Source organism: Erythrobacter litoralis (assembly GCF_001719165.1).
GTDB classification, from domain to species: domain Bacteria; phylum Pseudomonadota; class Alphaproteobacteria; order Sphingomonadales; family Sphingomonadaceae; genus Erythrobacter; species Erythrobacter litoralis.
Genome location: NZ_CP017057.1, coordinates 148,270 through 168,661, shown reverse-complemented (window position 1 = coordinate 168,661; position 20,392 = coordinate 148,270). Strand labels below are relative to the sequence as shown.

Sequence of the window (20,392 nt, the reverse complement as noted above, 5' to 3'; positions counted from 1 at the left end):
CAAGGTGCGCGCACGCTTGCGCCCGGCTAGGCAGAACCCATGCGAGGGAGACAGATGCCATGAAACTCGAAGGAAAGGTCGCCGCCATCACCGGGGGCACGGCAGGGTTGGGACGCGGGATCGCGGAGGCGTTCCTGCACGAAGGCGCCAAGGTCGCTTTGTTCGCCCGCAACCGGGAAAAGGGCGAGCGCGTGGTCGAGGAATTGCGCGTCGGCCGCGGCAGCCGGGACCGGGTCGCCTTCTTCGCTGGCGACGCCATGAACCAGTCCGATGTCGAAGGATTCGTCGATGGCGTTGTCAGGAAATTCGGCACTATCGACATCCTGGTCAACAATGCGGGCGGGGCGGGCGATCTCCAGCCGCTCGCGCAATTGTCGGACGAGGCGTTTGACGAGGCGATGAAGTGGAACGTCTATTCCACCTTCTGGGCAACCCGCCGCGCCCTCGCCACGATGCTCTCCAAGAAAGCCGGGCGGATCATCAACATCAGCTCGATGGAGGGCAAGCACGGCAAGCCAGTCCTCACCGCCTATACCGCCGCCAAGCACGCGGTGAACGGGATCACCAAGAGCCTCGCGCGCGAGGTCGGCGAGCAGGGGATCACCGTCAATTCGATCTGCCCCGGCCTCGTCATCACCGACATCATCCGCAATAACGGCCCGGCGACGGCCAAGGCGATGGGGATGGAGTTCGAGGAGATGATCGACATGTTCGCTGCCGAAAGCGCGATCAAGCGGCCCAACACGGTCGAGGAAATCGCCGCGGTCGCGCTGCTCCTCGCCTCACCGGAGGGCGCGGGCATCACCGGCGCGCAGATCAGCGTAGACGGAGGCACCACGCAGTATTGATCGGGGGCGTACGGCCCGCGAGCGTTCAGCTGCCTTCCAGCTTCGCCATCGCCGCCTCGACCGAGGCCTGGATGTCGATCGCCTGCGGATTGCCGCGCAGGGTGACGCCGCCATTGGGCTGGATGTTCTGGCCGGTGACAAAGGCATTGTCGCTGCACAGCCACAGACAGGCATGGGCGACATCTTCGCTCGTGTTGAGGCGGCCCAGCGGGTAGCGCGGCAGGAAAGCATCGACGATGCCGGGCGTCGCGAAGGCGCCCTCTGTCATCGGGCTGTGGGTGAAGGCGGGAGAGACGGTGTTCGCCTTGATCCCGAGATGGCCGTAATCATTGGCGATGCATTCGATCATCGCCTCGCCCGCGCGCTTCGACGCGATGTAGGCGGCGTGGTTGTTGAGCAAGGCCTTGGTCGTCGCCGATGAAAGCGAGATAAGCGAGCCGCCGGTCGGGTCCTGTTCGCTCATCACCCGCACGAAGGCCTGAAGGAAGTGGTGCACGCCCTTGAACTGGAGGTCGGTGATCCGGTCCAGTTCGTCCTGCGTGATCTCGAGGAATCCCGCGAGCAGGCCCCAGCCGGTCGTGTTGATGGCCGCATCGACCCGGCCCATGTCCGCCTTCGCCTTGTCGGCAAGCGCGTGGACCTGTTCGTGGCTCGATATGTCGCACAGCGCATAATGCCCGCCGATTTCCTCGGCCAGTTCGGCGAGAACGTCCTCGTGTCGCCCCGCGACCATCACCGTGGCGCCTTCCTGCGCGAAGAGGCGCGCGGTGACCTGCGCGATGTTTCCTTTCGTCGCCGCACCGAGAATGACGGCTGTCTTGCCTTCGAGCTGGCCCATGACGTGCTCCTCCCGTGAATGTCGTTCTATGCGCCCCGTTCTAGGCCGCCTCGCCCGCGCGCGCCCTTCACAAAAGTGTCCATTGTCCGCTCGCCCACCCTCGCGGATAGGCCGGGGAGCGAAAAAGTGGAGGATGCGCGCGATGTTCACTGGCCCGATCGAGGACCGCCTCGAAATCCGCGAACTGGCGGAAATCTACGGCGACGGCGTGGTCCGCATGGACAAGGACACCTGGGCCTCGGTCTGGGCCGAGGATGCCGACTGGGACTTCATGGGCATGCAATTGAAGGGCCGCGAGCAGATCGTCGGGACATGGCTCGGCGCAATGGCGAATTTCGACGCGGTGAGCTTTTCCTGCGTTCCGGCCTCGATCGAGGTAGACGGCAATACCGCCAGATCGCGCATCCAGACGCAGGAAGTGCTCAAGGCGAAGGACGGCACGACCCGCATGATCGGCGGGCTCTACACCGACGAACTCGAAAAACGCGGGGGCCGCTGGGTCTATACAAAACGCGCCTTCGCCATCGTCGCCGAATACAACCCGCAGGAAGGATAAGCGCCCCCAATGGCCAAGATCGTCATCGCCGCCCAGATCGACCTCGATCCCGCCCAGCGCGCCGAAGCGCTGAGAAGCGCCAAGCCGCATATCGACGCCGCGCTCGAACAGCCGGGTTGCCTCGCCTATGACTGGAGCGCGGACGGCAACAACCCCTCGCGGGTCAACGTGTTCGAGGAATGGGAAAGCGAGGAAGCGCTCGCCGCGCATTTCGCCGGACAGGCCTATGCCGGGATGCGCGACCATATCGGCAATTTCGGCCTCACGAATGCGGCAAGCCGCAAATATCGCGTCGATGCCGAAGGGCCGGTCTACAATTCGCAGGGCGTGGCGACCGAGGCGTTTGACTGAAATCCTCGGAGCGATCCTCGCTGGAGGGCAGGCGCGCCGTTTCGGCAGCGACAAGGCGCATGCGACCTGGCGCGGACGGCGTCTGATCGACCATGTCGCCGATGCGCTGGGCGGGCAGACCACCGCGCTTATCGTATGCGGTCGCAAGGAGCCCGGTTTCGGCTGCGTGGCCGACCTGCCCGCGCCCGGCCTCGGCCCGCTCGGCGGGCTCCATGCGGCGCTCGTCTTCGCCGAGACGCTCGGGTTCGCCCATGTCCTGTCCGCCGGAGTGGATTGCCCGGACCTTCCGGCCGACCTCGCCCTGCGCCTCGCGGGAGAGGGCGCGGGCATCGTCGCCGACCAGCCGGTGGTCGGTCTCTGGCCCGTCACGGCGTGCGCCGACCTCGCCGAATTCATCGAGAGCGGCGGGCGCGCGCTTTACGGCTTTGCCGACAGCATCGGCGCGCGGCGCATCCGGCTCGCCGCGCGGCTGCTCAACGTGAACCGACCCGAAGACCTCGCCTGAGGCGTCAGAGCTTGAGCATCTGCTTGCCGCGGTTCTGCCCGCTGAACAGCCGTTGCAACGTGTCGGGCGCGTTTTCGAAACCGTGCTGGATGTCTTCCTGGTATGTAAGCCGCCCGTCCTTGACGAAGCCTTCGAGCCGCTTGCGGATCGCGGGAAATTCGCCCGCCCAGTCGAGCACGATGAAGCCCGCCATGCTCGCGCGGCGGAAGACGAGGTTGAAGTAGTTCTCCGGACCGGCGGGAAGCTGTCCGGTTTCATAACGGCTTATCCCGCCGCAGATGACGACGCGGGCACCGGTCGCGATCCGGCCGAGCATGTCGTTGAGGATCGTGCCGCCGACATTGTCGTAGATGACATCGACGCCGCGCGGGCAGTGCTCCTTGATCTGCTCCTTCACGCCGCCCGCCTTGTAGTCGATCGCGGCGTCGTATCCCGCTTCCTCGACCAGCCATTTGCACTTTTCGGGACCGCCCGCGATGCCGACCGCGCGGCAGCCGGCGATCTTGGCGAGCTGGCCGACGACACTCCCGGTGGCGCCTGCCGCGCCGGAGACGAGAACGGTGTCGCCAGCGACCGGCTTTCCGACCTTGAACAGCCCGCAATAGGCGGTGAGCCCGGTCGTGCCGAGTACCGACAGCACCGCGGTCGGCGACAGTTCGGTTTCCACCCTGGTCAGCCCCTCGCCGTCGGTGACGAGGTATTCGCGCCAGCCGGTCGTGCCGAACACCATCTCCCCTTCTGCGAACTTGCCGTTATTGCTTTCCACGACCTCGCAGATGCCGCTGCCGCGCATCACGTCGCCGATGTTCATCGGCGCGACGTAGTCGGCGATGTTCTCCATCCAGCCCTTCTGCGCCGGGTCGAAGCCGAGATAATGCGTCTTCAGCAGCATCTCGCCATCCCCGGGATCGGCCAGCTCGGTTTCGACCAGCTTGAAATCGCCGTCCTGGATGCCGCGGCCGCGCGGGTGGCCGTTGAGGAGCCATTGGCGGGTGGTGGTGGGCATGCAATCCTCCTTTGGTTGGCATCCCTATTGCGGTGGCGGAGGCGCGCTCTCCACGGACAAAAGTGTCAGTCGCTGGCGCGCCGCCCTGTGGTATCCTGAGGATCAAGGAGAGGTGCGATGGGTATCGAGACGCAAAAGACGTTCTGCCGGTTCTGTCACGCCAATTGCGCGATGATCGTCGATGTCGAGGTCACGGGCGATGGCACGCGCAAGGTGGTCGAAGTGCGCGGCGATCCCGACGACCCGGCCTACGGCGGCTATACCTGCCTCAAGGGCCGCGAGCTGCCGGATTCTCACAATGCGGAGCATCGCCTCAAGCACTCGCTCGTCAGGAACGAGGCGGGCGAATTCGTCGAGACGCCGATGGACGATGCTCTCGCCCATGTCGCCGACGAGCTGCGCCGGATCATCAATGAACACGGCCCCCATTCGGTCGCGGTCTTCATGGGTTCGGGCGGATTCCAGAACTCCGCTGCCATGGCGGCGAGCCTCAGCTTCGCCCAGGGCATCGGGAGCCGCAATTTCTACACCTCGGTCACGCTCGACCAGCCGGCCAAGGTCTACACCACGATGCGCTACGGAAGGTGGATGGGCGGGCCCAACACCTTTTCGGAAAGCGATGTTGCCATGTTCATCGGCAACAATCCCGTCGTCTCGCACTATGCCCCCGTCGGTGGCGTCCCGCCGTTCAGCCCGTCGCGCCGGATCCGCGATCGGCAGGCGCAGGGCATGAAGCTGATCGTCGCCGACCCGCGCGAAAGCGACGTCGCGCGGCTCGCCGATCTGTACCTGCCGGTCAAGCCGGGCGAGGACCCCGCGCTGCTCGCCGGGATGCTCAACGTCATCATCACCGAAGAGATTTACGACCGCAATTTCGTTGCCGCCCATGTCGACGGCTTCGACGAGCTTGCCCGGGCGGTGGCGACGATGACGCCCGAGGTCGCGGCGGAACGCGCCGGACTCGAACCCGACCAGATCATCGCGGCCGCGCGCATGTTCGCGGGCGGCACGAAAGGCTGCGCGGTGACTGGCACGGGTCCGGAAATGGCGGGGAACGGGACTCTCACAGAATATCTCGTCACCTGTCTCAACACTGTATGCGCGCGCTTCAAGCAGGAGGGCGAAAAGGCCGCGATCCCCGGCGTCTTCACGCCGCAGCAGGGCCCGCGCCGTGCGCAGGTCGCCCCGCCCGTGCCGATGTTCGGGGCGGAGGGCATGCCGAAATCGCGCTTTCGCGGGCTCGGCCATCTCGGCTGGGAGATGCCGTGCAACGTGCTTGCCGATGAAATCCTTACTCCCGGCGAAGGGCAGGTGCGCGCCTTCATCTCGGTCGGCGGCAACCCGGTCGTGGGCTTTCCGGACCAGCAGAAGATGGTCCGTGCACTGGATGACCTCGACCTGTTCGTGCAGATCGACCCGTGGATGAGCGCGAGCGCGAAGCGGGCCGATGTCGTGCTCGCCCCTTCGCAATGCCTCGAGCGGGAGGACATCACGAACCTGTCCGAATGGTGGCACGAGGAACCCTATGCCCGCTATGTCGAAGCGGTCGCGACCCCGCCGGGCGACGTGATCGACGAATGGGAGATGTTCTGGACGCTGGCGAAGCATCTGGGCACACCGATGAACCTTGCAGGCGGCCCGCTGCCGATGGATCGCAAGCCGACGAAGGAGGAATTCCTCGACCTGTCGGTCGCCGGCTGCCTTGTCCCTCCCAGCCAGGTGCGGCGCGATTGCGCGGCCAATGCCGGCGCGGCGGTGGTCTATTCGGACAAGCACCCGCTGGTCGATCCGGCCGACAAAGGCGAATTCCACCGCTTCGACCTGGCCTGCGGCGACATGCCCGCAGCGATCCTGCGCTATGCCGACAACCCGCCGCTCAAGGCGGGATATGATTTCAAGCTCATCAGCCGAAGGTCGAAGACGCGTTTCAATTCGATCGGCCATCCGCTGAAGAAATTGCAGGAAAAGACCACCACCAACCCCGCCTATATCCACCCCGACGACATCGCGGCTCTCGGCCTCGTCGAAGGCGGCATCGTCGAGATCAGCAGCCCCCACGCGACCATTCACGGCGTGGTCAAGGCGAGCGACAAGGTCCGCCGCGGGCTGGTTTCCATGGCCCATGCCTATGGCGATGCCGATGCGTCGAAGGAGGATGTGCGGACGCGTGGTTCCTCGACCAACCGGCTTACCAGCGACACGGTCGATATCGACCCGATCACCGGGCAGGCGCTGCAGAGCGCGATTCCCGTGAAGCTCGTCGCTGCCTGACCCTTCCATAACGAAAACAAGGAAAACCCATGCCAGACAATCGGCGCTTTCTGTTGCAGCGTCGCCCCGATGGCGAGCCGGTGCGAGAGGATTTCGAACTGGTCAGCGAGCCGACCCCGGATCTCGCGCAGGGGCAGTTCCTGATCCGCAACCATTACGCCTCGCTCGACCCGGCCATGCGCGGCTGGATGGATGCGGGCGGGAATTACATGCCCCCGATCCCCTTGGGCGATCCGGTTCGCGCGACCACGATCGGCGTGGTCGAAGAAAGCCGCGCCGAAGGCTTCGAGGCGGGCATGTGGGTGATGGGCCTCAATGCGCTCGAGGATTATTCCGTGGGCGTCGCGGGCGGGTTCACCCAGCCGATCGACCCGTCGATGGTGCCCGAAGTGACGAATTACCTCTCGCTGTTCGGCGCGGTCGGAATGACGGCCTATTTCGGCTTTCTCGAAGTGTGCGCGCCGAAAGAGGGCGAAACCGTGCTGGTAACGGGCGCTGCCGGAGCGGTCGGCAGCGTCGTCGGCCAGCTTGCCAGGATCAAGGGCTGCCGCGCGGTCGGGATCGCGGGCGGGCCGGAAAAATGCGCGCGGCTGACCGAGAAATACGGCTTCGACACGGCGATCGATTACAAGGGCAAGGACGAAGCGGCCCTGACCAAGGCGATAGCCGAGGCCTGCCCCGACGGGGTCGACGTCATCTTCGAGAATGTCGGCGGGATCATCCTCGATGCTGGGCTGATGAATCTCAACCTCCATGCCCGCGTCGGGCTGTGCGGGCTCATCAGCGAATACAACACCGAGCCGCGCGGCATCCGCAATCTGTGGCAGCTGATCGTCAAGCGGGCGCAGATCCGCGGCCTGCTCGTGGCCGATTACGTAGAGCGTTTCGGCGAGGGAGCGGCGCAGATGGGCGAATGGGCAGCGGCCGGTAAGATCACCATCGACGAGCATGTCGATGAAGGGCTCGAAAACGCCTTCGACAGCTTCATGCGCCTTTTTGCCGGGTCGAACCAGGGCAAGATGATCCTCAAGATCGCCTGATGCGCTCCCTGCTGGTCCTGTCGGGCGGGCATCCCTACGAGGAAGAGCCTTTCGAGGCCTTCATGCACGCGCTCGGCGATTGGGATGTGACCCATCTCACCCATCCCCAAGCCGAGGAAGCGGTCGCGCGCGGCGCGGCGGAGCAAGCGGACGCGCTGCTGCTTTATGACATGCCGGGCTACACCTTCGCCGACGGCACGGTGACGGCCCGCCCGCCCTCCCGTGATTTCGCAAGAGCGATCACGCGGCGCTTCGAGGCCGGGCGCGGCGCGGTCGCGCTGCACCATGCGCTTGCCGGTTGGGCCGAATGGGATGAATGGCACGACTGGCTCGGCGGGCGCTTCTTCTACCAGCGGGGAAAATGGCGTGGGCACGCGTTTCCGGATTCGGGCTATCGCCACGATGTCGAATATTCGGCGTGCGTCGTTGCCGATCACCCGGTCACGGCAGGCCTTCCTGAAAGCTTCGCCGTCACCGACGAGCTTTACCTGTGCCCCATCGACGAAAGCGCCATCACCCCGCTGATCCGCGCCGAGGGCTTTTCGTTCACGCCCGCGAATTTCCATTCCGCCGCCAATGCGGTGGCAGGCGACATGTTCAGCCGGGCGGGCTGGGACCACCCGCCCGGGTCGAACTGCGTCGGCTGGGAGACGCGCGCGATCGATGCGCCGATCATCTACCTCCAGTTCGGCGACGGCCCCGCGGCCTATGGCAACCGCCATGTCCGCCGGGCCGTTGCCAATGCGCTGAATTACATTTCGGGAGAGGAACCATGAGCAATATCGAGAAGGTCCGAGCCTTTGTCGGCCACTGGAACAGCGGCGACATGGACGCGATGTACGCGATGTGCGCCAAGGATGTGGTCTGGCACAATATCCCGATGGAGCCCTTCACCGGCAAAGCGGCGATGCGCGAGGCGGTCGCGGGCTTCATGGCCAATGTCGAGGGCTGCGAGTGGGAGATCCACGAAATCGCCGAAAACGGCGATGCGGTCCTGACCGAACGGACCGACAATTTCCGGCTGAAGGGCGGCGCCCGCGCCTCGCTCAGGGTGATGGGCACGTTCGAATTCGGCGCCGACGGGCTCATCACCCAGTGGCGCGACTACTTCGACATAGGGGAATTCCAGCGCGAATTCGCGGGGGGCTGAGGCGATCCTAACACATTCGCGCAGTGCGCGCGTGGGGCAGGGGGCGTTAGGTATCCAGCCAGCACATCTCTCCGGTTGGGAGCCGCAGCCATGAACAAGCCCGAGGGCAACGTCTTCGCCCCCCAGACGCTGGTCGACCCGTTCGATTATTACCGCGCCGTGCACGATGCGGGCATCGCCATCGAACACCTGCCCGAAATGAACACCTTCGTGGTCTACAGCTACGATCTGTGCAGCGAGGCGAACACGAAGCCCGACATCTTCTCGAACGATTTCAGCACGCTGATGGGCCGCGAGGCGGACGAGGAAATCAAGGAGATCCTCAAGGAAGGCTGGGACGACGTCCCCACCCTCCTCACCGCCGATGCGCCGGTTCACACCCGCAACCGCAAGCTCGTCAACCTCGCCTTTTCCGCCCCGCGCGTGAACGCGATCGAGGAGGACATGCGCGCGAAATCCATCGAACTGATCGAGGCTTTCGCCGATGCGGGCGAATGCGAATTCGTCGAGCAATTCGCAGTGCCGCTGCCGGTCGCGATGATCGCAGGCCAGATCGGGCTCGACGACAATCCGAAGAAGGTCAAGGAATGGTCCGACGCCGCCGTCGACCGCTTCAGCCAGATGGTCGATCACGAGCGCAAGAAGGAATGCGCGCGCAGCCTCGTCGAATTCCAGCACTACATGAAGGGCAAGATCGACGACCGCCGCGAAAATGGCGGCGATGACCTCTTGACCGACCTTGTCGAGGCGCGGGTCGAGGGCGAGACGCCGCTGACCGATGCCGAGATCATGTCGATCATGCAGCAATTCATGGTCGCCGGGAACGAGACGACCACCTCGACGCTGGCAGGCGGCCTGCTCCAGCTGATCCGCAATCCCGACCAGATGGAAAAGGCGAAGGCGGCGGCCGGCGGGCGCGATCCCAAGGTCATCACCAATCTCGTAGAGGAGGCGCTGCGCTACGAAACCCCGACCGCGGGCATGTGGCGCGTGGTCAAGCAGGACACCGAACTGGGCGGCGTGAAAATGCCCGCGGGTTCGGTCGCCCAGCTGCGCTATGCCGCTGCGAACCGCGATCCCGCGAAATTCGAGGACCCGGACCGTTTCGACATCGAGCGCAAGAATGCCCGCGCGCATCTCGCTTTCGGCAAGGGGCCGCATATGTGCGTGGGCAACATGCTTTCCCGCAAGGAAATGCTGGTCGCCTTCGACGAGCTGCTCGAGCGGCTGGATGACTTCGCGGTCGCGGACGAGGACGGCATCACGATCCTGCCCAACATCCTGCTGCGCGGGGTGACCCGCCTGCCGATCACGTTCACAAACACTGGCACCCAGAAAGCCTGACGCCCATGAATTTCGACCTGTCCGAAGAACAGGAAATGTTCCGCTCCAGCGTCGAGCGGTTTGCCGCGCCCATGGACGTCGAGGCGCGCCGGAAACTTCGCCGCAACGAGGCCGGCTATGACCGCGCGCGCTGGGGGAGCATTGCGGAACTCGGACTGATCGCGCTCGCCGCGAGCGAGGATGCGGGCGGGATCGGCGGATCGCCGCTCGATCTCGCGCTGGTGGCCGAAGCCATCGGCAAGGCGAATGCACCCGACCCGTGGCTCGAACTGGGCGTGCTGCCCGCGCTGCTGCTGGACCGCGGCGGAGCGCATGGCGCGCTCGGGAAACTGCTGTCGGGTGAAATCGTCGCGACTTTTGCGTGGACCGAGCGGGCGCAGCGTTACAGCCTCACCGCCAAGGGCACGAAGGCCGAGCGCGAAGGCGATGGTTTCCGGATCAGCGGAGAGAAGACGATGGTGCTGGGCGCGGCGCTCGCCGACCTCGTCATCGTCACGGCCGATCTCGACGGAGAAACCCGCGCCTTCCTCGTCGCTGCCGATGCGGAGGGGCTGGAAATGCGCCCCTACCGCCTCGCCGATGGCAGCGTCGCGGGCGAAATCCGCCTGACCCGCGTGACCGTGAGCGAGGCGGCGCTGCTCGACCTCGATGCGGCGGCCCTGGGCGAAATCGCGAGCGAATTGCGGCTCCACGCCTCTGCCGAGATGGTCGGGCTCGCCCAGCGCCTGCTCGACGACACGCTCGCCTATGTGAAGGAACGCGAACAGTTCGGCGTGCCGATCGGCAGCTTTCAGGTGCTCCAGCACCGGCTGGTCGAAGCCTATGCGCGGCTCGAACAGTCGCGCTCGATGCTCTACCGCGCCGCGATGGGCGCGCGCGACGCAGAGGATGCAGGCGCCGACTGGCAGCGCGCCATCGCCGGGGCCAAGGCCTTTATCGGCGAGAACACCGATGCGATCGCCCGCGAGGCGGTGCAGATGCATGGCGGCATGGGGATCACCGACGAACTCGCCATCGGCCACGCGATGAAACGCGTCATGGTGCTCGCCCGGCTGTTCGGCGACACCGACACCGTGCTCGCCGAATACGCACTGGCGGCATGATTGGGGCCGCATGACGGGGGCAGCCTGAATACAGGCGCAGGATAGGAGGAACCGATGGGCGAGAAGATCGACCCGAACCTGTGGAGCGACGATCCCGAACCGCACCTGATGGGCGGAAAGCTGCCTTCGGGCGAGGTCGTCTTTCCGATGCCCGCCGGCGACGCGGCGAAGAACGTCGAGCCCTACAGGCTTTCGCGGCGGGGCAAGCTGTGGTCGTGGACGAGCCAGGGCTTCCTTCCCAAGGAACCCTATGAAGGCCCCGGCTCCGGCCCCGACGAAGGGCCGCCCGATTTCAAGCCCTTCCTGCTCGGCTATGTCGAGCTTCCCGGCGAAGTGATCGTCGAAAGCCGGATCGTCGATGCGGGCCTCGATGATCTCGAACTGGGCATGGAAATGGAATTCACGATCGTGCCGTTCAACGACACCTACGACACCTATGCCTTCCGCCCCGTCGCGAACGTGCAGGAGAAAGCCGCATGAGCGAGAACGTCTACATAATCGGCGCGGGCATCCATCCCTTCGGCCGGACCGAGGAGCGTTCGGGCCGCGAACAGGGCGTCTATGCGGTGCGCGAGGCGCTCAAGGACGCAGGGCTCGAATGGGCCGATATGGAATGCGCCTATGGCGGCTCGGCAGCAGCCGGCAGCGCCGACATCATGGTGAACGAACTGGGGCTGACCTCGCTTCCCTTCACCAATGTCGCCAATGGCTGCGCGACCGGCGGCAGCGCGCTTGCCGCCGCGCAGCAGGCGATCGCGAGCGGGATGTACGATCTCGCGCTCGCGGTCGGTTTCGACAAGCATCCGCGCGGGGCCTTCAATGCGAAGCCCGCCGATTACGGCCTGCCCGACTGGTACGGCCAGACCGGCATGATGCTGACGACGCAGTTCTTTGCATTGAAGATCCAGCGCTACATGCAATTGCACGGCATCAGCCGCACGACATTGGGCCGGGTGGCCGAAAAGGCATTCCGCAACGGGGCGAAGACGCCCCATGCCTGGCGGCGCTCCGAAATCGACCTCGAGACGATCATGAACGCGCCGATGATCAATGATCCGCTGACCAAGTTCATGTTCTGCTCTCCGTCAGAGGGCGGAGTCGCATTGATCCTTGCTTCCGAAAAGAAGGCGAAGGAGCTGGGCGCGCTCCAAAACAGGGGGGGCGTCAAGATCGCCAAGATCGCGGTCAAGACCCGCCCGCCGGACAGCTTCGAGGTGTTCCAGCCCGGTGTCAGCGTCAAGGAAGGCGGAAAGCCCACCGTGCTCGCCTCCAAGGCCGCCTTCGAAGGCGCAGGGATAGGCCCGGAGGATGTCGAGGTCGCCCAGCTTCAGGACACCGAAAGCGGCGCTGAAATCATGCACATGGCCGAAAACGGCTTCTGCAAGGATGGCGAACAGGAGGAATGGCTCGCCAATGGCTGGTCCGCGCTCGGCGGAAAGCTGCCGATCAACACCGATGGCGGCTGCCTTGCCTGCGGGGAGCCGATCGGGGCCTCGGGCCTCCGGCAAGTCTACGAGAATGTCGAACAATTGCGCGGCCGCGCGGGCGATAGGCAGGTCGCGGGCCGCGATGGCAAGGGGCCGAAGCTCGGCTATTCGCACGTCTACGGCGCGCCGGGCCTTTCGGCGGTCGCGATTCTTGAAAGATAGATGGGCCTGGAGCGCCAGATGGGCAGGATGAACGGAAAGGTCGCGCTCGTCACCGGCGGCGCGGAAGGGATCGGGGCGACGGTTGGGCGCATGATCGTCGAGGAGGGCGGCAAGGCGATGCTCGCCGACGTGCAGATCGACAAGGCCCGCGCGCTCGCCGGGGAACTGGGCGAAAACGCTGACGCCTTCGAGCTCGACGTGCGCGATGCGGCGCGCTGGGACGAGGCGGTCAGGGCGACGCGGGAGCGGTTCGGCAAGCTCAACGTGCTGTGCAATGTCGCGGGTATTTCCGAACCCGGCAACGTGCCGGAAGGTTCGCCGGACGTGTGGGAACGCACAATCGATATCAACCTCAACGGCCCCTATTACGGGATGCGCGCCGCCATCCCCGCCATCGAGGCTTCGGGCGAGCCGGGCGCGATCGTCAATATCGGCTCGATGATCGCCCTGCGCGCTGCCTCCTTCGTCGCCGCCTACAGCGCGTCGAAGGCCGGGCTGCTCGGCCTCACGCGGAGCGTTGCGCTCGATCTCGCCGAGCGCGGGCTGCCGATCCGGGTCAACATGGTCCATCCCGGCGCGATCCGCACGCCAATGTACGAACGCTACAAGTTCTCCGGCGCCGACACGCCCGAGAACATCGAAACCGGTTTCGCCGCGACCCACCCAATGAACCGCATCGGCGAACCCGAAGAGGTGGCCAAGGCCGTGCTCTTCCTCGCCAGCGACGATGCGAGTTTCACCACGGGCTGCGATTTCACCGTCGATGGCGGCGGTTCGATAAGGAGCTGACATGGCCCAACAACCCGCAACCCGGATCGACGCGCATTTCATCGCCGCGGGCAAGTATCACGACATCGACTATCCGCGGCTCGAAATGCTCAAGCTGCTCGCCGAGCATCCGCATATCCGCACCACGGTGGCGTGCGACTATTCGGGGCTGGATCGGCTCGATGCCTGCCGTTTCCTCGTCACCTATACCTGCGACCTCATGCCCAGCGAGGAAGAGGCGAAGCAGCTTCGCGCATGGCTGGAAGGCGGCGGCAAATGGCTTGCTCTGCACGGGACCAATTCGATCCTCGTCTTCACCGAAGAAGGCCTGGTGGATACACCGGACGACCGGCCCGACGTGATGGAAATGCTCGGCACTCAGTTCAAGGCGCACCCGCCGATCGGGCCCTTCTCGGTCGAGGTGGTGAACAAGGACCATGAACTGACGCGCGGGATCGAGGATTTCGAAGTGGTGGACGAACTTTATCTCTCCAACACCACGGCCGAGATCGACACGCTGATGCAGACGACGTTCGAGGGCGAGGCGACCGGCTTCGTCGCGGCGGAATGGGAGAAGACGACGGTCCCTATCCTTTATACGAGGGATATCGGCAAGGGCCGGATCGTTTACAACACGCTCGGCCATTGCCGGGGGCATTACGACCTTCCGGGAATGGCCGATTTCTACCCGCACAAGGAGATGTGCGCGTGGAACTACGATGTCTATTATGATCTGCTGCGCCGCTCGATCGGCTGGGCGATGCGGGAAGACTGACGGGACTGACGAATTATGGACATGGACTTTTCGCCCGAGGACCTCGCCTTCCGCGAGGAGGTGCGCGATTTTCTGAAGCATAGCCTGCCCGACCGGCTGCGCGACGGGGCGCGGCGCACGCCCGGCGTCTTCGTCGAGCCCGATATCGGCATGGAATGGCACCGCATCCTGCATGAAAAAGGCTGGGTCGCGCCGCACTGGCCCAGGGAGAATGGCGGGACCGGCTGGACCCCGACGCAGAAATTCATATTCGAAAAGGAATGCGCGCTCGCAGGCGCCCCTTCACTCGCCATCCTCGGCCTCAGGCTGGTCGGCCCGGTGATCTGCGAATTCGGCACGCCCGAGCAGAAGGAACGCTTCCTCCCGCGCATCCTGTCGGGAGAGGATTACTGGTGCCAAGGCTATTCGGAGCCGGGCAGCGGTTCGGACCTCGCCAGCCTCAAGACCACGGCAAGGCTTGAGGACGGCGAATATGTCGTCAACGGATCGAAGATCTGGACCACCCACGCCCATCACGCGAACTGGATCTTCGCGCTCGTGCGCACCGATCCCAACGTGAAGAAGCAGGCGGGGATCACCTTCCTCCTCATCCCGATGGACCAGGACGGCGTAGAGGTCACCCCGATCCATTCGATGTCGGGCGATCATGAGGTGAACGCGGTGTTCTTCACCGACGCGCGCACCAGCGCGGACAACCGCATCGGCGAGGAGGGACAGGGCTGGACCATCGCCAAGTTCCTGCTTGAAAACGAGCGCGGCGGTTCGTGCTTCGCCCCGCGCCTGCTGCAGTCGATAGACAAGCTCGAACAGCTGGCGAAGGAACAGCCTTCCGGCGTCAACGGCGCGGTCGGCCACGATGCGCGCTTCCGCGACCGGCTCGCGCGCGCCCGGCTCGAGGCCGAAGCGCTCGAAGTGACCGAGCTGCGAATCCTCGCCGAACTGGCAAAGGGGCGCGCTCCCGGGCCGCAGACCTCGCTGGTCAAGCTGCTCGGCTCCAATATCGGCCAGACCATCGACACGCTGCGTCTCGAACTGCTCGGCCCCGACGCGCTGCAATTGCCGATGGAGCGCCCGCTCTACGGCAACGAGGCGCCCGAGCCGGTCGGCAGCGAATACGCCCAGACCGCGATGGGCCGCTACCTCAACAACCGCGCCGCGACGATCTTCGGCGGTTCGGACGAGGTGCAGAAGAACATCATCGCCAAGACCGTGCTCGGGCTCTGAGCCGGACTGACAGGCGCACCACGACAGGGGAAACGCAATGGACGTATCGAAGCTGATGTTCCGCGACGGGCTGATGGACGGGGAGCGCATCCTCGTCACCGGCGGCGGGACGGGTCTTGGCAAGGAAATGGCCGAAGGTTTCCTGAAACTCGGCGCGACCGTCTATATCTGCGGCCGGCGGCAATCGAAGCTCGACGAAACGGCTGCCGAACTGATGGAAAAGCATGGCGGCAAGGTCGTGGCGCACGCCTGCGACATTCGCAATGCGGACGCGATCCACGCAATGGTCGACGCGATCTGGGCCGATGGAGGCGCGCTCACCGGAGTGGTCAACAACGCGGCGGGCAATTTCATCAGCCGGACCGAGGACCTTTCGGTCAATGGCTTCAACGCCATCGCCGACATCGTGATGCGCGGCACCTTCTACGTCACGCTCGACGTGGGCAAGCGGCTGATCGCGGAAGGCAGGAAAGCGAGCTTCCTGTCGATCCTCACCACCTGGGTGTGGTCGGGCAGCGCCTTCGTTGTGCCTTCGGCCATGTCAAAGACCGCGATCCACGCCATGACACAGAGCCTCGCCACCGAATGGGGCCGTTATGGCCTGCGCTTCAACGCGATCGCGCCGGGCCTCTTCCCGACCAAGGGCATGAGCGCACGGCTTTCCCCCGGCGGTCAGGGCGGCAATTCGAAGAATGACACGAACCCGATGGGCCGGGCGGGCGAGATGCACGAACTGGCGAACCTCGCGGTGTTCCTGATGGGGCCAGGCGCGGAATATGTGAACGGCCAGACCATAGCGATCGACGGAGCGGGTTACCAGGCGCATGGGGGCACGTTCTACCCCGTCCTTCACGCGCTCGGCGACGCCGAATGGGAGCAGATGCGCGCGATGATCAAGGGCACGAACGAAAAGGACAAGGCAGAGCGCACGACGGGGTGAGCGTTGCTTGCGGCGCGGCGGTCTGGGGGCGGGTTCTCCCGTCGCGCCCCATGCGCGCGGCGCCGATCAGAGCATTGCCGGCTTTGCCAGCATCCAAACGGCCATGCCGATCATGAAAAGGTTCTCGGTCAGCGAGACAAAGCCCAGCGGCACGTTGCTGTCGCCCCCGACACAGGCGCATTTGAGTTCGCGCCGGTCGATATAGACCGCCTTGAATACGCTCACCGCGCCGATCGTGCCGATGGTGAGTGCAACCGGGATCGACAGAAAATCGAGAATGTGCGCGGTCATCAGCACACCCGCTAGCCCCTCTGCGTAGGGATAGATGTAGCCGTACGGGACCCAGCGCTTGGCCAGCAGGTCGTAATTGAGGAACATGGTCGAGAAGGTCTCGACATCGCGCAGCTTGAGATAGGCAAGACCGCACATCGAGAAGCTGACGAACCATTCGGCAGCGAGGATCGAGATCCACTCGCCCGTCGCGACTAAGGCGGCGCCCACCGCCATCAGCGCCATCAGCGCGAACAGCGCGATCACCGGGCGATAGGTGGTGCCCTGCGTCTTAGCGGGCTTGCCGAAATGCGCCGCGAGATCGGTATAGCCGCCGATCCGCTCGCCCCCGATGAAGGCCTGGGGCGTGGTCTCCACGCCATGCTCTGCCTTGAACGCGTCGGTTTCCCCGCGCGTGGTGAGGTGGTGGTCCTCGACCGCATAGCCCTCGCGCTCCAGAAGCCATTTCGACTTGATGCCATAGGGGCAGACATGGCCCGGCATGACCATGCGATAGAGCGTCGCTGTCCGGGGCTGTTTCATTCCGAATCAGTACCTTATTTGCGGTTGCGTTCCAGCAGGTCGACCAGTTCCTCGAACTTCGCGCGCTGCTCGGCCTCGTCGCCGCTGGCGATGGCTTCGGCCACGCAGCAGGCGGCATGATCCTTCAGGACCAGGCTTTCGACCTTGGCGAGCGCCGATTTGATCGCAGCGATCTGGTGGAGGATGTCGATGCAGTAGCGATCGTCCTCGATCATCTGCGCGACCCCGCGGACCTGTCCTGCAATGCGGTTCAATCGCTGCACCTTGGCTTTCGCGGCGTCGGCCATCGTGGCGGCATCCTTCATCGCATCTTCCATTAAAATACCCTAGGGGGGTATATATTAGCATCGGAACCGAAAAGCGCAAGAAAGCCCCATGCCCAACCTATCCCGCCGCCATCTCATCGCCAGCACCGCCGGGCTCGCCGCAGCCGCCGCGCTGCCTATGCCCGGCTGGGCGAAGGGGCGTTCCCTCACCCGCGCCGCGCAGGGTTTCGGCACGCTTACGGGCGAGGACATCGCGCTCACGATCGGTGAACATCACTTCATGACCGGCGCGCGCGCGGGCCATGCGATCGCGGTCAACGGATCGGTGCCTGGGCCGCTCATCCGCCTGCGCGAAGGGCAGGACGTGCGCCTTCACGTCACCAACCACCTCGCCGAAGACAGCTCCATCCACTGGCACGGCCTGCTGCTCCCCTTTCAGTTCGACGGCGTTCCGGGGGTCAGCTTTCCCGGCATCGCTCCGGGCGAGACCTTCACCTATTCCTTCTTCGTCCGGCAGAGCGGGACCTATTGGTGGCATTCGCATTCCGGGCTGCAGGAGCAGGCGGGGCATTACGGCCCGCTGGTGATCGAAAGCGCCGAGCCAGATCCACGCTACGACCGCGACTATGTCGTGCTTCTGTCCGAGTTCACTGCGCTCCACCCGCACGACATCATGCGCAAGCTGAAGGTGGGCGAACATTATTTCCAGCGCCAGATGCAGACCGCATCCGAGGGCGACATGCCTGGCGAGATGCGGCGGATGTGGGGCCGGATGCGGATGAACCCGCGCGACATTTCGGACGTGACCGCGAACACCTACACCTACCTCGTCAACGGGCACGCGCCGGGCGATAACCTCGAATTCGCCTTCGAGCCGGGTGAGCGGGTGCGCCTGCGCTTCATCAACGGTTCGGCCATGACCTTCTTCAATGTACGCATTCCGGGCGTGCCGATGACCGTCATCGCCGCCGACGGGCAGGACGTGAACGAGGTGGAGGTCGACGAATTCCAGATCGGCGTCGCGGAGACATATGACGTGATCGTCGCCCCGCCCGCCGGCAGCCACGCGATTGTCGCTGAAAGCATGGACCGCAGCGGGATGGGCGTCGCGAGCCTGACGAGCCACCGTGGCCACATCGCGCCCCCGCCGCCGCTGCGCGAGATCCCGACTCTCACCATGACGGACATGGGCATGATGGACCACGAGGCGATAGGGCACGACATGGGCGAGGGCATGGAGGCTATGGACCATTCGATGCGCGACACCTCGCTCCTGCCAGCCGACGTGAAGGCCGGCCCGGGCATCGACATGGTTGCACAGAGCCCGGAGGACCGGATGGACTTCCCGGGCCTCGGCCTCGACACCGTGGAACACCGCGTCCTGCGCTATACCGACCTCAGGGCGAAACGGATGAATCCGCACCGCCGCGTCGAGAGGGAAATGGAAATCCACCTCACCGGCAACATGGAACGCTACATGTGGTCCTTCGACGGGAGGAAGTTCACCGCCGCCACCGACCAGCCCATCCGCTTCGGTTATGACGAGAGGGTCCGGGTGAAACTGGTCAATCAGACCATGATGGCGCACCCGATCCACCTTCACGGCCATTTCTTCGAACTGGTCAATGGTGCGGACCACATGCACCAGCCGCTCAAGCACACCGTGATCGTCCAGCCTGGCGGGACCGCGACCTTCGATCTCACCGCCGACGAGCCGGGCGACTGGGCGTTTCACTGTCACCTGCTCTATCACATGCATGCGGGCATGATGCAGGTCGTGACCGTGCGGCCGTTCCCGGAAAGCGGAAAGGCGTGATGCGCCTTGCGTGGCTGGCCTGCACCGCGCTCTTTGCGGGACCGCTCGGCGCGCAGGATCATGGCGGCCATGGCGCGCCTCCCGCTGCGAAAGCTCAGGAGATGGACCATTGCGCCATGGGCCACCTGCCGCCCGAGCAATGTCCGCCGAAGGAAGGGACAGAGCGCGGCGAAGCCGACCATTCGGCCCATGGCGGGGCACGGGGCATGGAGCAGGATAAGCCGAAAATGCCCGGCATGGATCATTCCTCGCACGGCGCGAGCCCCGACAAGACTGTCCCCGGCGCCGCGCCCGAAGATGCCGTTCCGCCCCGCGCGCTCGAAGGCCCGCGCCACGCCGCCGACGCGATCTGGGGCGCGGAGGCGATGGCGCCCGCGCGCAAGACGCTCGCCCGCGAAAATGGGGGGTTTCGCACCGGCATGGTGATGATCGAGCGGCTCGAGGCGCGCATCCCGGCCGATGGCGGCGAGGACGGCTACCTGTGGGACGCCCAGGCCTTTTATGGCGGCGACATCAACCGCTTCGTTCTCAAGACCGAAGGCGAAGGCGAATTCTGCGGAAGCCTGGAGAATGCCGAGGCGCAGGCGCTCTATTCCCGCGCCATCGGGCCATTCTTCGACCTGCAGGCGGGTATCCGGATCGATGACGCGCCCGATACGCGCGCGCATCTCGTCGCAGGCATACAGGGCCTTGCGCCCTACATGTTCGAACTCGACGCAGCGCTTTTCCTTTCCACCGAAGGCGATCTTACCGCCCGGATCGAGGCCGAATACGATCAGCGCATCACCCAGCTTCTCATAGTCCAGCCCCGGATCGAGGTCGAACTTTCCGCCCAGGACATCCCCGAACGCGGCATCGGCGCCGGCCTCACGACGATCGAGCCGGGCGTGCGGCTGCGGTACGAATTCCTCCGCGAGTTCGCGCCCTATCTCGGCATCGAATACGAAGTGAGGACGGGCCGGACCGCCGACATCGCACGCGCTGCCGGGGAAGACCCCGACGGCCTCAAGCTGCTGATCGGCCTGCGCGCCTGGTTCTGATGCTGCCCATGCCGTTCCGGCTGCGCCCCGCCGTCCATTCCGTCCGATAGAAGCAACCAGGACACCCCGCGTCGGAAAGCGCGGCGGGC

Annotated in this window: 22 protein-coding genes; 18 read left to right on the top strand and 4 right to left on the bottom strand. The window is 65.1% G+C overall.

Annotated elements, in window-relative coordinates:
* The first annotated feature begins 59 nt into the window (after nucleotides 1-59).
* Nucleotides 60-848, top strand: a complete 789-nt coding sequence (locus Ga0102493_RS00765; RefSeq protein ID WP_034905821.1) for an SDR family NAD(P)-dependent oxidoreductase — start codon at nucleotides 60-62, stop codon at nucleotides 846-848.
* A 25-nt stretch (nucleotides 849-873) separates the two neighbouring features.
* Here the strand turns inward: Ga0102493_RS00765 and Ga0102493_RS00760 are convergent, their stop codons facing one another.
* The gene (locus Ga0102493_RS00760; RefSeq protein WP_034905822.1) at nucleotides 874-1,686 is read right to left on the bottom strand and encodes an SDR family NAD(P)-dependent oxidoreductase; all 813 of its coding nucleotides are present in this window, start codon (nucleotides 1,684-1,686) and stop codon (nucleotides 874-876) included.
* A gap of 142 nt (nucleotides 1,687-1,828) precedes the next feature.
* On the opposite strand from Ga0102493_RS00760, the gene Ga0102493_RS00755 reads away from it, so the two are divergent.
* Genes Ga0102493_RS00755 through mobA form a run of 3 tightly spaced genes read left to right on the top strand, consistent with a single transcriptional unit; the run spans nucleotide 1,829 to nucleotide 3,098 of the window.
* The gene (locus tag Ga0102493_RS00755) at nucleotides 1,829-2,242 is read left to right on the top strand and encodes a nuclear transport factor 2 family protein (RefSeq protein ID WP_034905985.1); all 414 of its coding nucleotides are present in this window, start codon (nucleotides 1,829-1,831) and stop codon (nucleotides 2,240-2,242) included.
* Nucleotides 2,243-2,251: 9 nt separating this feature from the next.
* Nucleotides 2,252-2,593, top strand: a complete 342-nt coding sequence (locus Ga0102493_RS00750; protein WP_069297408.1) for a putative quinol monooxygenase — start codon at nucleotides 2,252-2,254, stop codon at nucleotides 2,591-2,593.
* Entirely contained in the window at nucleotides 2,586-3,098 is a 513-nt protein-coding gene (gene mobA, locus Ga0102493_RS00745; protein ID WP_034905824.1) for a molybdenum cofactor guanylyltransferase, read from the top strand. The genes Ga0102493_RS00750 and mobA overlap by 8 nt, the downstream gene beginning before the upstream one ends.
* A 4-nt stretch (nucleotides 3,099-3,102) precedes the next feature.
* On the opposite strand, the gene Ga0102493_RS00740 is transcribed toward mobA, so the two are convergent.
* A complete protein-coding gene (locus Ga0102493_RS00740) occupies nucleotides 3,103-4,104 on the bottom strand; it encodes an NADP-dependent oxidoreductase (RefSeq protein WP_034905825.1) in 1,002 nt (333 codons plus the stop codon).
* 117 nt (nucleotides 4,105-4,221) lie between these two features.
* On the opposite strand from Ga0102493_RS00740, the gene Ga0102493_RS00735 reads away from it, so the two are divergent.
* The 12 genes from Ga0102493_RS00735 to Ga0102493_RS00680 all read left to right on the top strand — a co-directional run bounded on the left by Ga0102493_RS00735 (nucleotide 4,222) and on the right by Ga0102493_RS00680 (nucleotide 16,368).
* The gene (locus tag Ga0102493_RS00735; protein WP_051698351.1) at nucleotides 4,222-6,375 is read left to right on the top strand and encodes a molybdopterin-containing oxidoreductase family protein; all 2,154 of its coding nucleotides are present in this window, start codon (nucleotides 4,222-4,224) and stop codon (nucleotides 6,373-6,375) included.
* Nucleotides 6,376-6,404: 29 nt separating this feature from the next.
* Entirely contained in the window at nucleotides 6,405-7,415 is a 1,011-nt protein-coding gene (locus tag Ga0102493_RS00730) for an NADP-dependent oxidoreductase (RefSeq protein WP_034905828.1), read from the top strand.
* Entirely contained in the window at nucleotides 7,415-8,191 is a 777-nt protein-coding gene (locus tag Ga0102493_RS00725; protein WP_034905830.1) for a ThuA domain-containing protein, read from the top strand. Before Ga0102493_RS00730 ends, Ga0102493_RS00725 begins: the two co-directional genes overlap by 1 nt.
* Entirely contained in the window at nucleotides 8,188-8,565 is a 378-nt protein-coding gene (locus tag Ga0102493_RS00720) for a nuclear transport factor 2 family protein (protein WP_034905832.1), read from the top strand. The genes Ga0102493_RS00725 and Ga0102493_RS00720 overlap by 4 nt, the downstream gene beginning before the upstream one ends.
* 90 nt (nucleotides 8,566-8,655) lie before the next feature.
* A complete protein-coding gene (locus Ga0102493_RS00715) occupies nucleotides 8,656-9,909 on the top strand; it encodes a cytochrome P450 (RefSeq protein WP_034905834.1) in 1,254 nt (417 codons plus the stop codon).
* Nucleotides 9,910-9,914: 5 nt separating this feature from the next.
* The gene (locus tag Ga0102493_RS00710) at nucleotides 9,915-11,012 is read left to right on the top strand and encodes an acyl-CoA dehydrogenase family protein (RefSeq protein WP_034905836.1); all 1,098 of its coding nucleotides are present in this window, start codon (nucleotides 9,915-9,917) and stop codon (nucleotides 11,010-11,012) included.
* A gap of 54 nt (nucleotides 11,013-11,066) precedes the next feature.
* Nucleotides 11,067-11,492, top strand: coding sequence for a Zn-ribbon domain-containing OB-fold protein (locus tag Ga0102493_RS00705; protein ID WP_034905838.1), 426 nt, complete (start codon nucleotides 11,067-11,069; stop codon nucleotides 11,490-11,492).
* On the top strand, nucleotides 11,489-12,661 hold the full coding sequence (locus Ga0102493_RS00700) for a thiolase family protein (RefSeq protein WP_034905840.1): 1,173 nt from the start codon (nucleotides 11,489-11,491) through the stop codon (nucleotides 12,659-12,661). Before Ga0102493_RS00705 ends, Ga0102493_RS00700 begins: the two co-directional genes overlap by 4 nt.
* Nucleotides 12,662-13,450 (top strand): SDR family NAD(P)-dependent oxidoreductase, encoded by a 789-nt coding sequence (locus Ga0102493_RS00695; RefSeq protein WP_236922262.1) that lies wholly within the window; start codon nucleotides 12,662-12,664, stop codon nucleotides 13,448-13,450.
* 1 nt (nucleotide 13,451) lies between these two features.
* Nucleotides 13,452-14,204 carry a ThuA domain-containing protein gene (locus Ga0102493_RS00690; RefSeq protein ID WP_034905842.1) on the top strand — a complete coding sequence of 251 codons (753 nt, stop codon included), beginning with the start codon at nucleotides 13,452-13,454 and terminating at the stop codon, nucleotides 14,202-14,204.
* Nucleotides 14,205-14,219: 15 nt separating this feature from the next.
* Entirely contained in the window at nucleotides 14,220-15,428 is a 1,209-nt protein-coding gene (locus tag Ga0102493_RS00685) for an acyl-CoA dehydrogenase family protein (protein ID WP_034905844.1), read from the top strand.
* A gap of 37 nt (nucleotides 15,429-15,465) precedes the next feature.
* Nucleotides 15,466-16,368, top strand: a complete 903-nt coding sequence (locus tag Ga0102493_RS00680; RefSeq protein WP_034905846.1) for an SDR family oxidoreductase — start codon at nucleotides 15,466-15,468, stop codon at nucleotides 16,366-16,368.
* Between the two features lie 66 nt (nucleotides 16,369-16,434).
* Here Ga0102493_RS00680 and Ga0102493_RS00675 read toward each other — a convergent pair whose 3' ends face one another.
* Together Ga0102493_RS00675 and Ga0102493_RS00670 are read right to left on the bottom strand one after the other, a co-directional pair.
* Nucleotides 16,435-17,181 (bottom strand): MauE/DoxX family redox-associated membrane protein, encoded by a 747-nt coding sequence (locus Ga0102493_RS00675; RefSeq protein ID WP_034905848.1) that lies wholly within the window; start codon nucleotides 17,179-17,181, stop codon nucleotides 16,435-16,437.
* A 14-nt stretch (nucleotides 17,182-17,195) separates the two neighbouring features.
* Nucleotides 17,196-17,486: a metal-sensitive transcriptional regulator gene (locus tag Ga0102493_RS00670; protein WP_236922261.1), complete on the bottom strand. Its 291-nt coding sequence runs from the start codon at nucleotides 17,484-17,486 to the stop codon at nucleotides 17,196-17,198.
* 70 nt (nucleotides 17,487-17,556) lie between these two features.
* Here Ga0102493_RS00670 and Ga0102493_RS00665 point away from each other — a divergent pair, with 70 nt between their 5' ends.
* Nucleotides 17,557-19,263: a copper resistance system multicopper oxidase gene (locus Ga0102493_RS00665; RefSeq protein WP_034905850.1), complete on the top strand. Its 1,707-nt coding sequence runs from the start codon at nucleotides 17,557-17,559 to the stop codon at nucleotides 19,261-19,263.
* Entirely contained in the window at nucleotides 19,263-20,303 is a 1,041-nt protein-coding gene (locus Ga0102493_RS00660) for a copper resistance protein B (protein WP_034905852.1), read from the top strand. Before Ga0102493_RS00665 ends, Ga0102493_RS00660 begins: the two co-directional genes overlap by 1 nt.
* The last annotated feature ends 89 nt before the right edge of the window (nucleotides 20,304-20,392 follow it).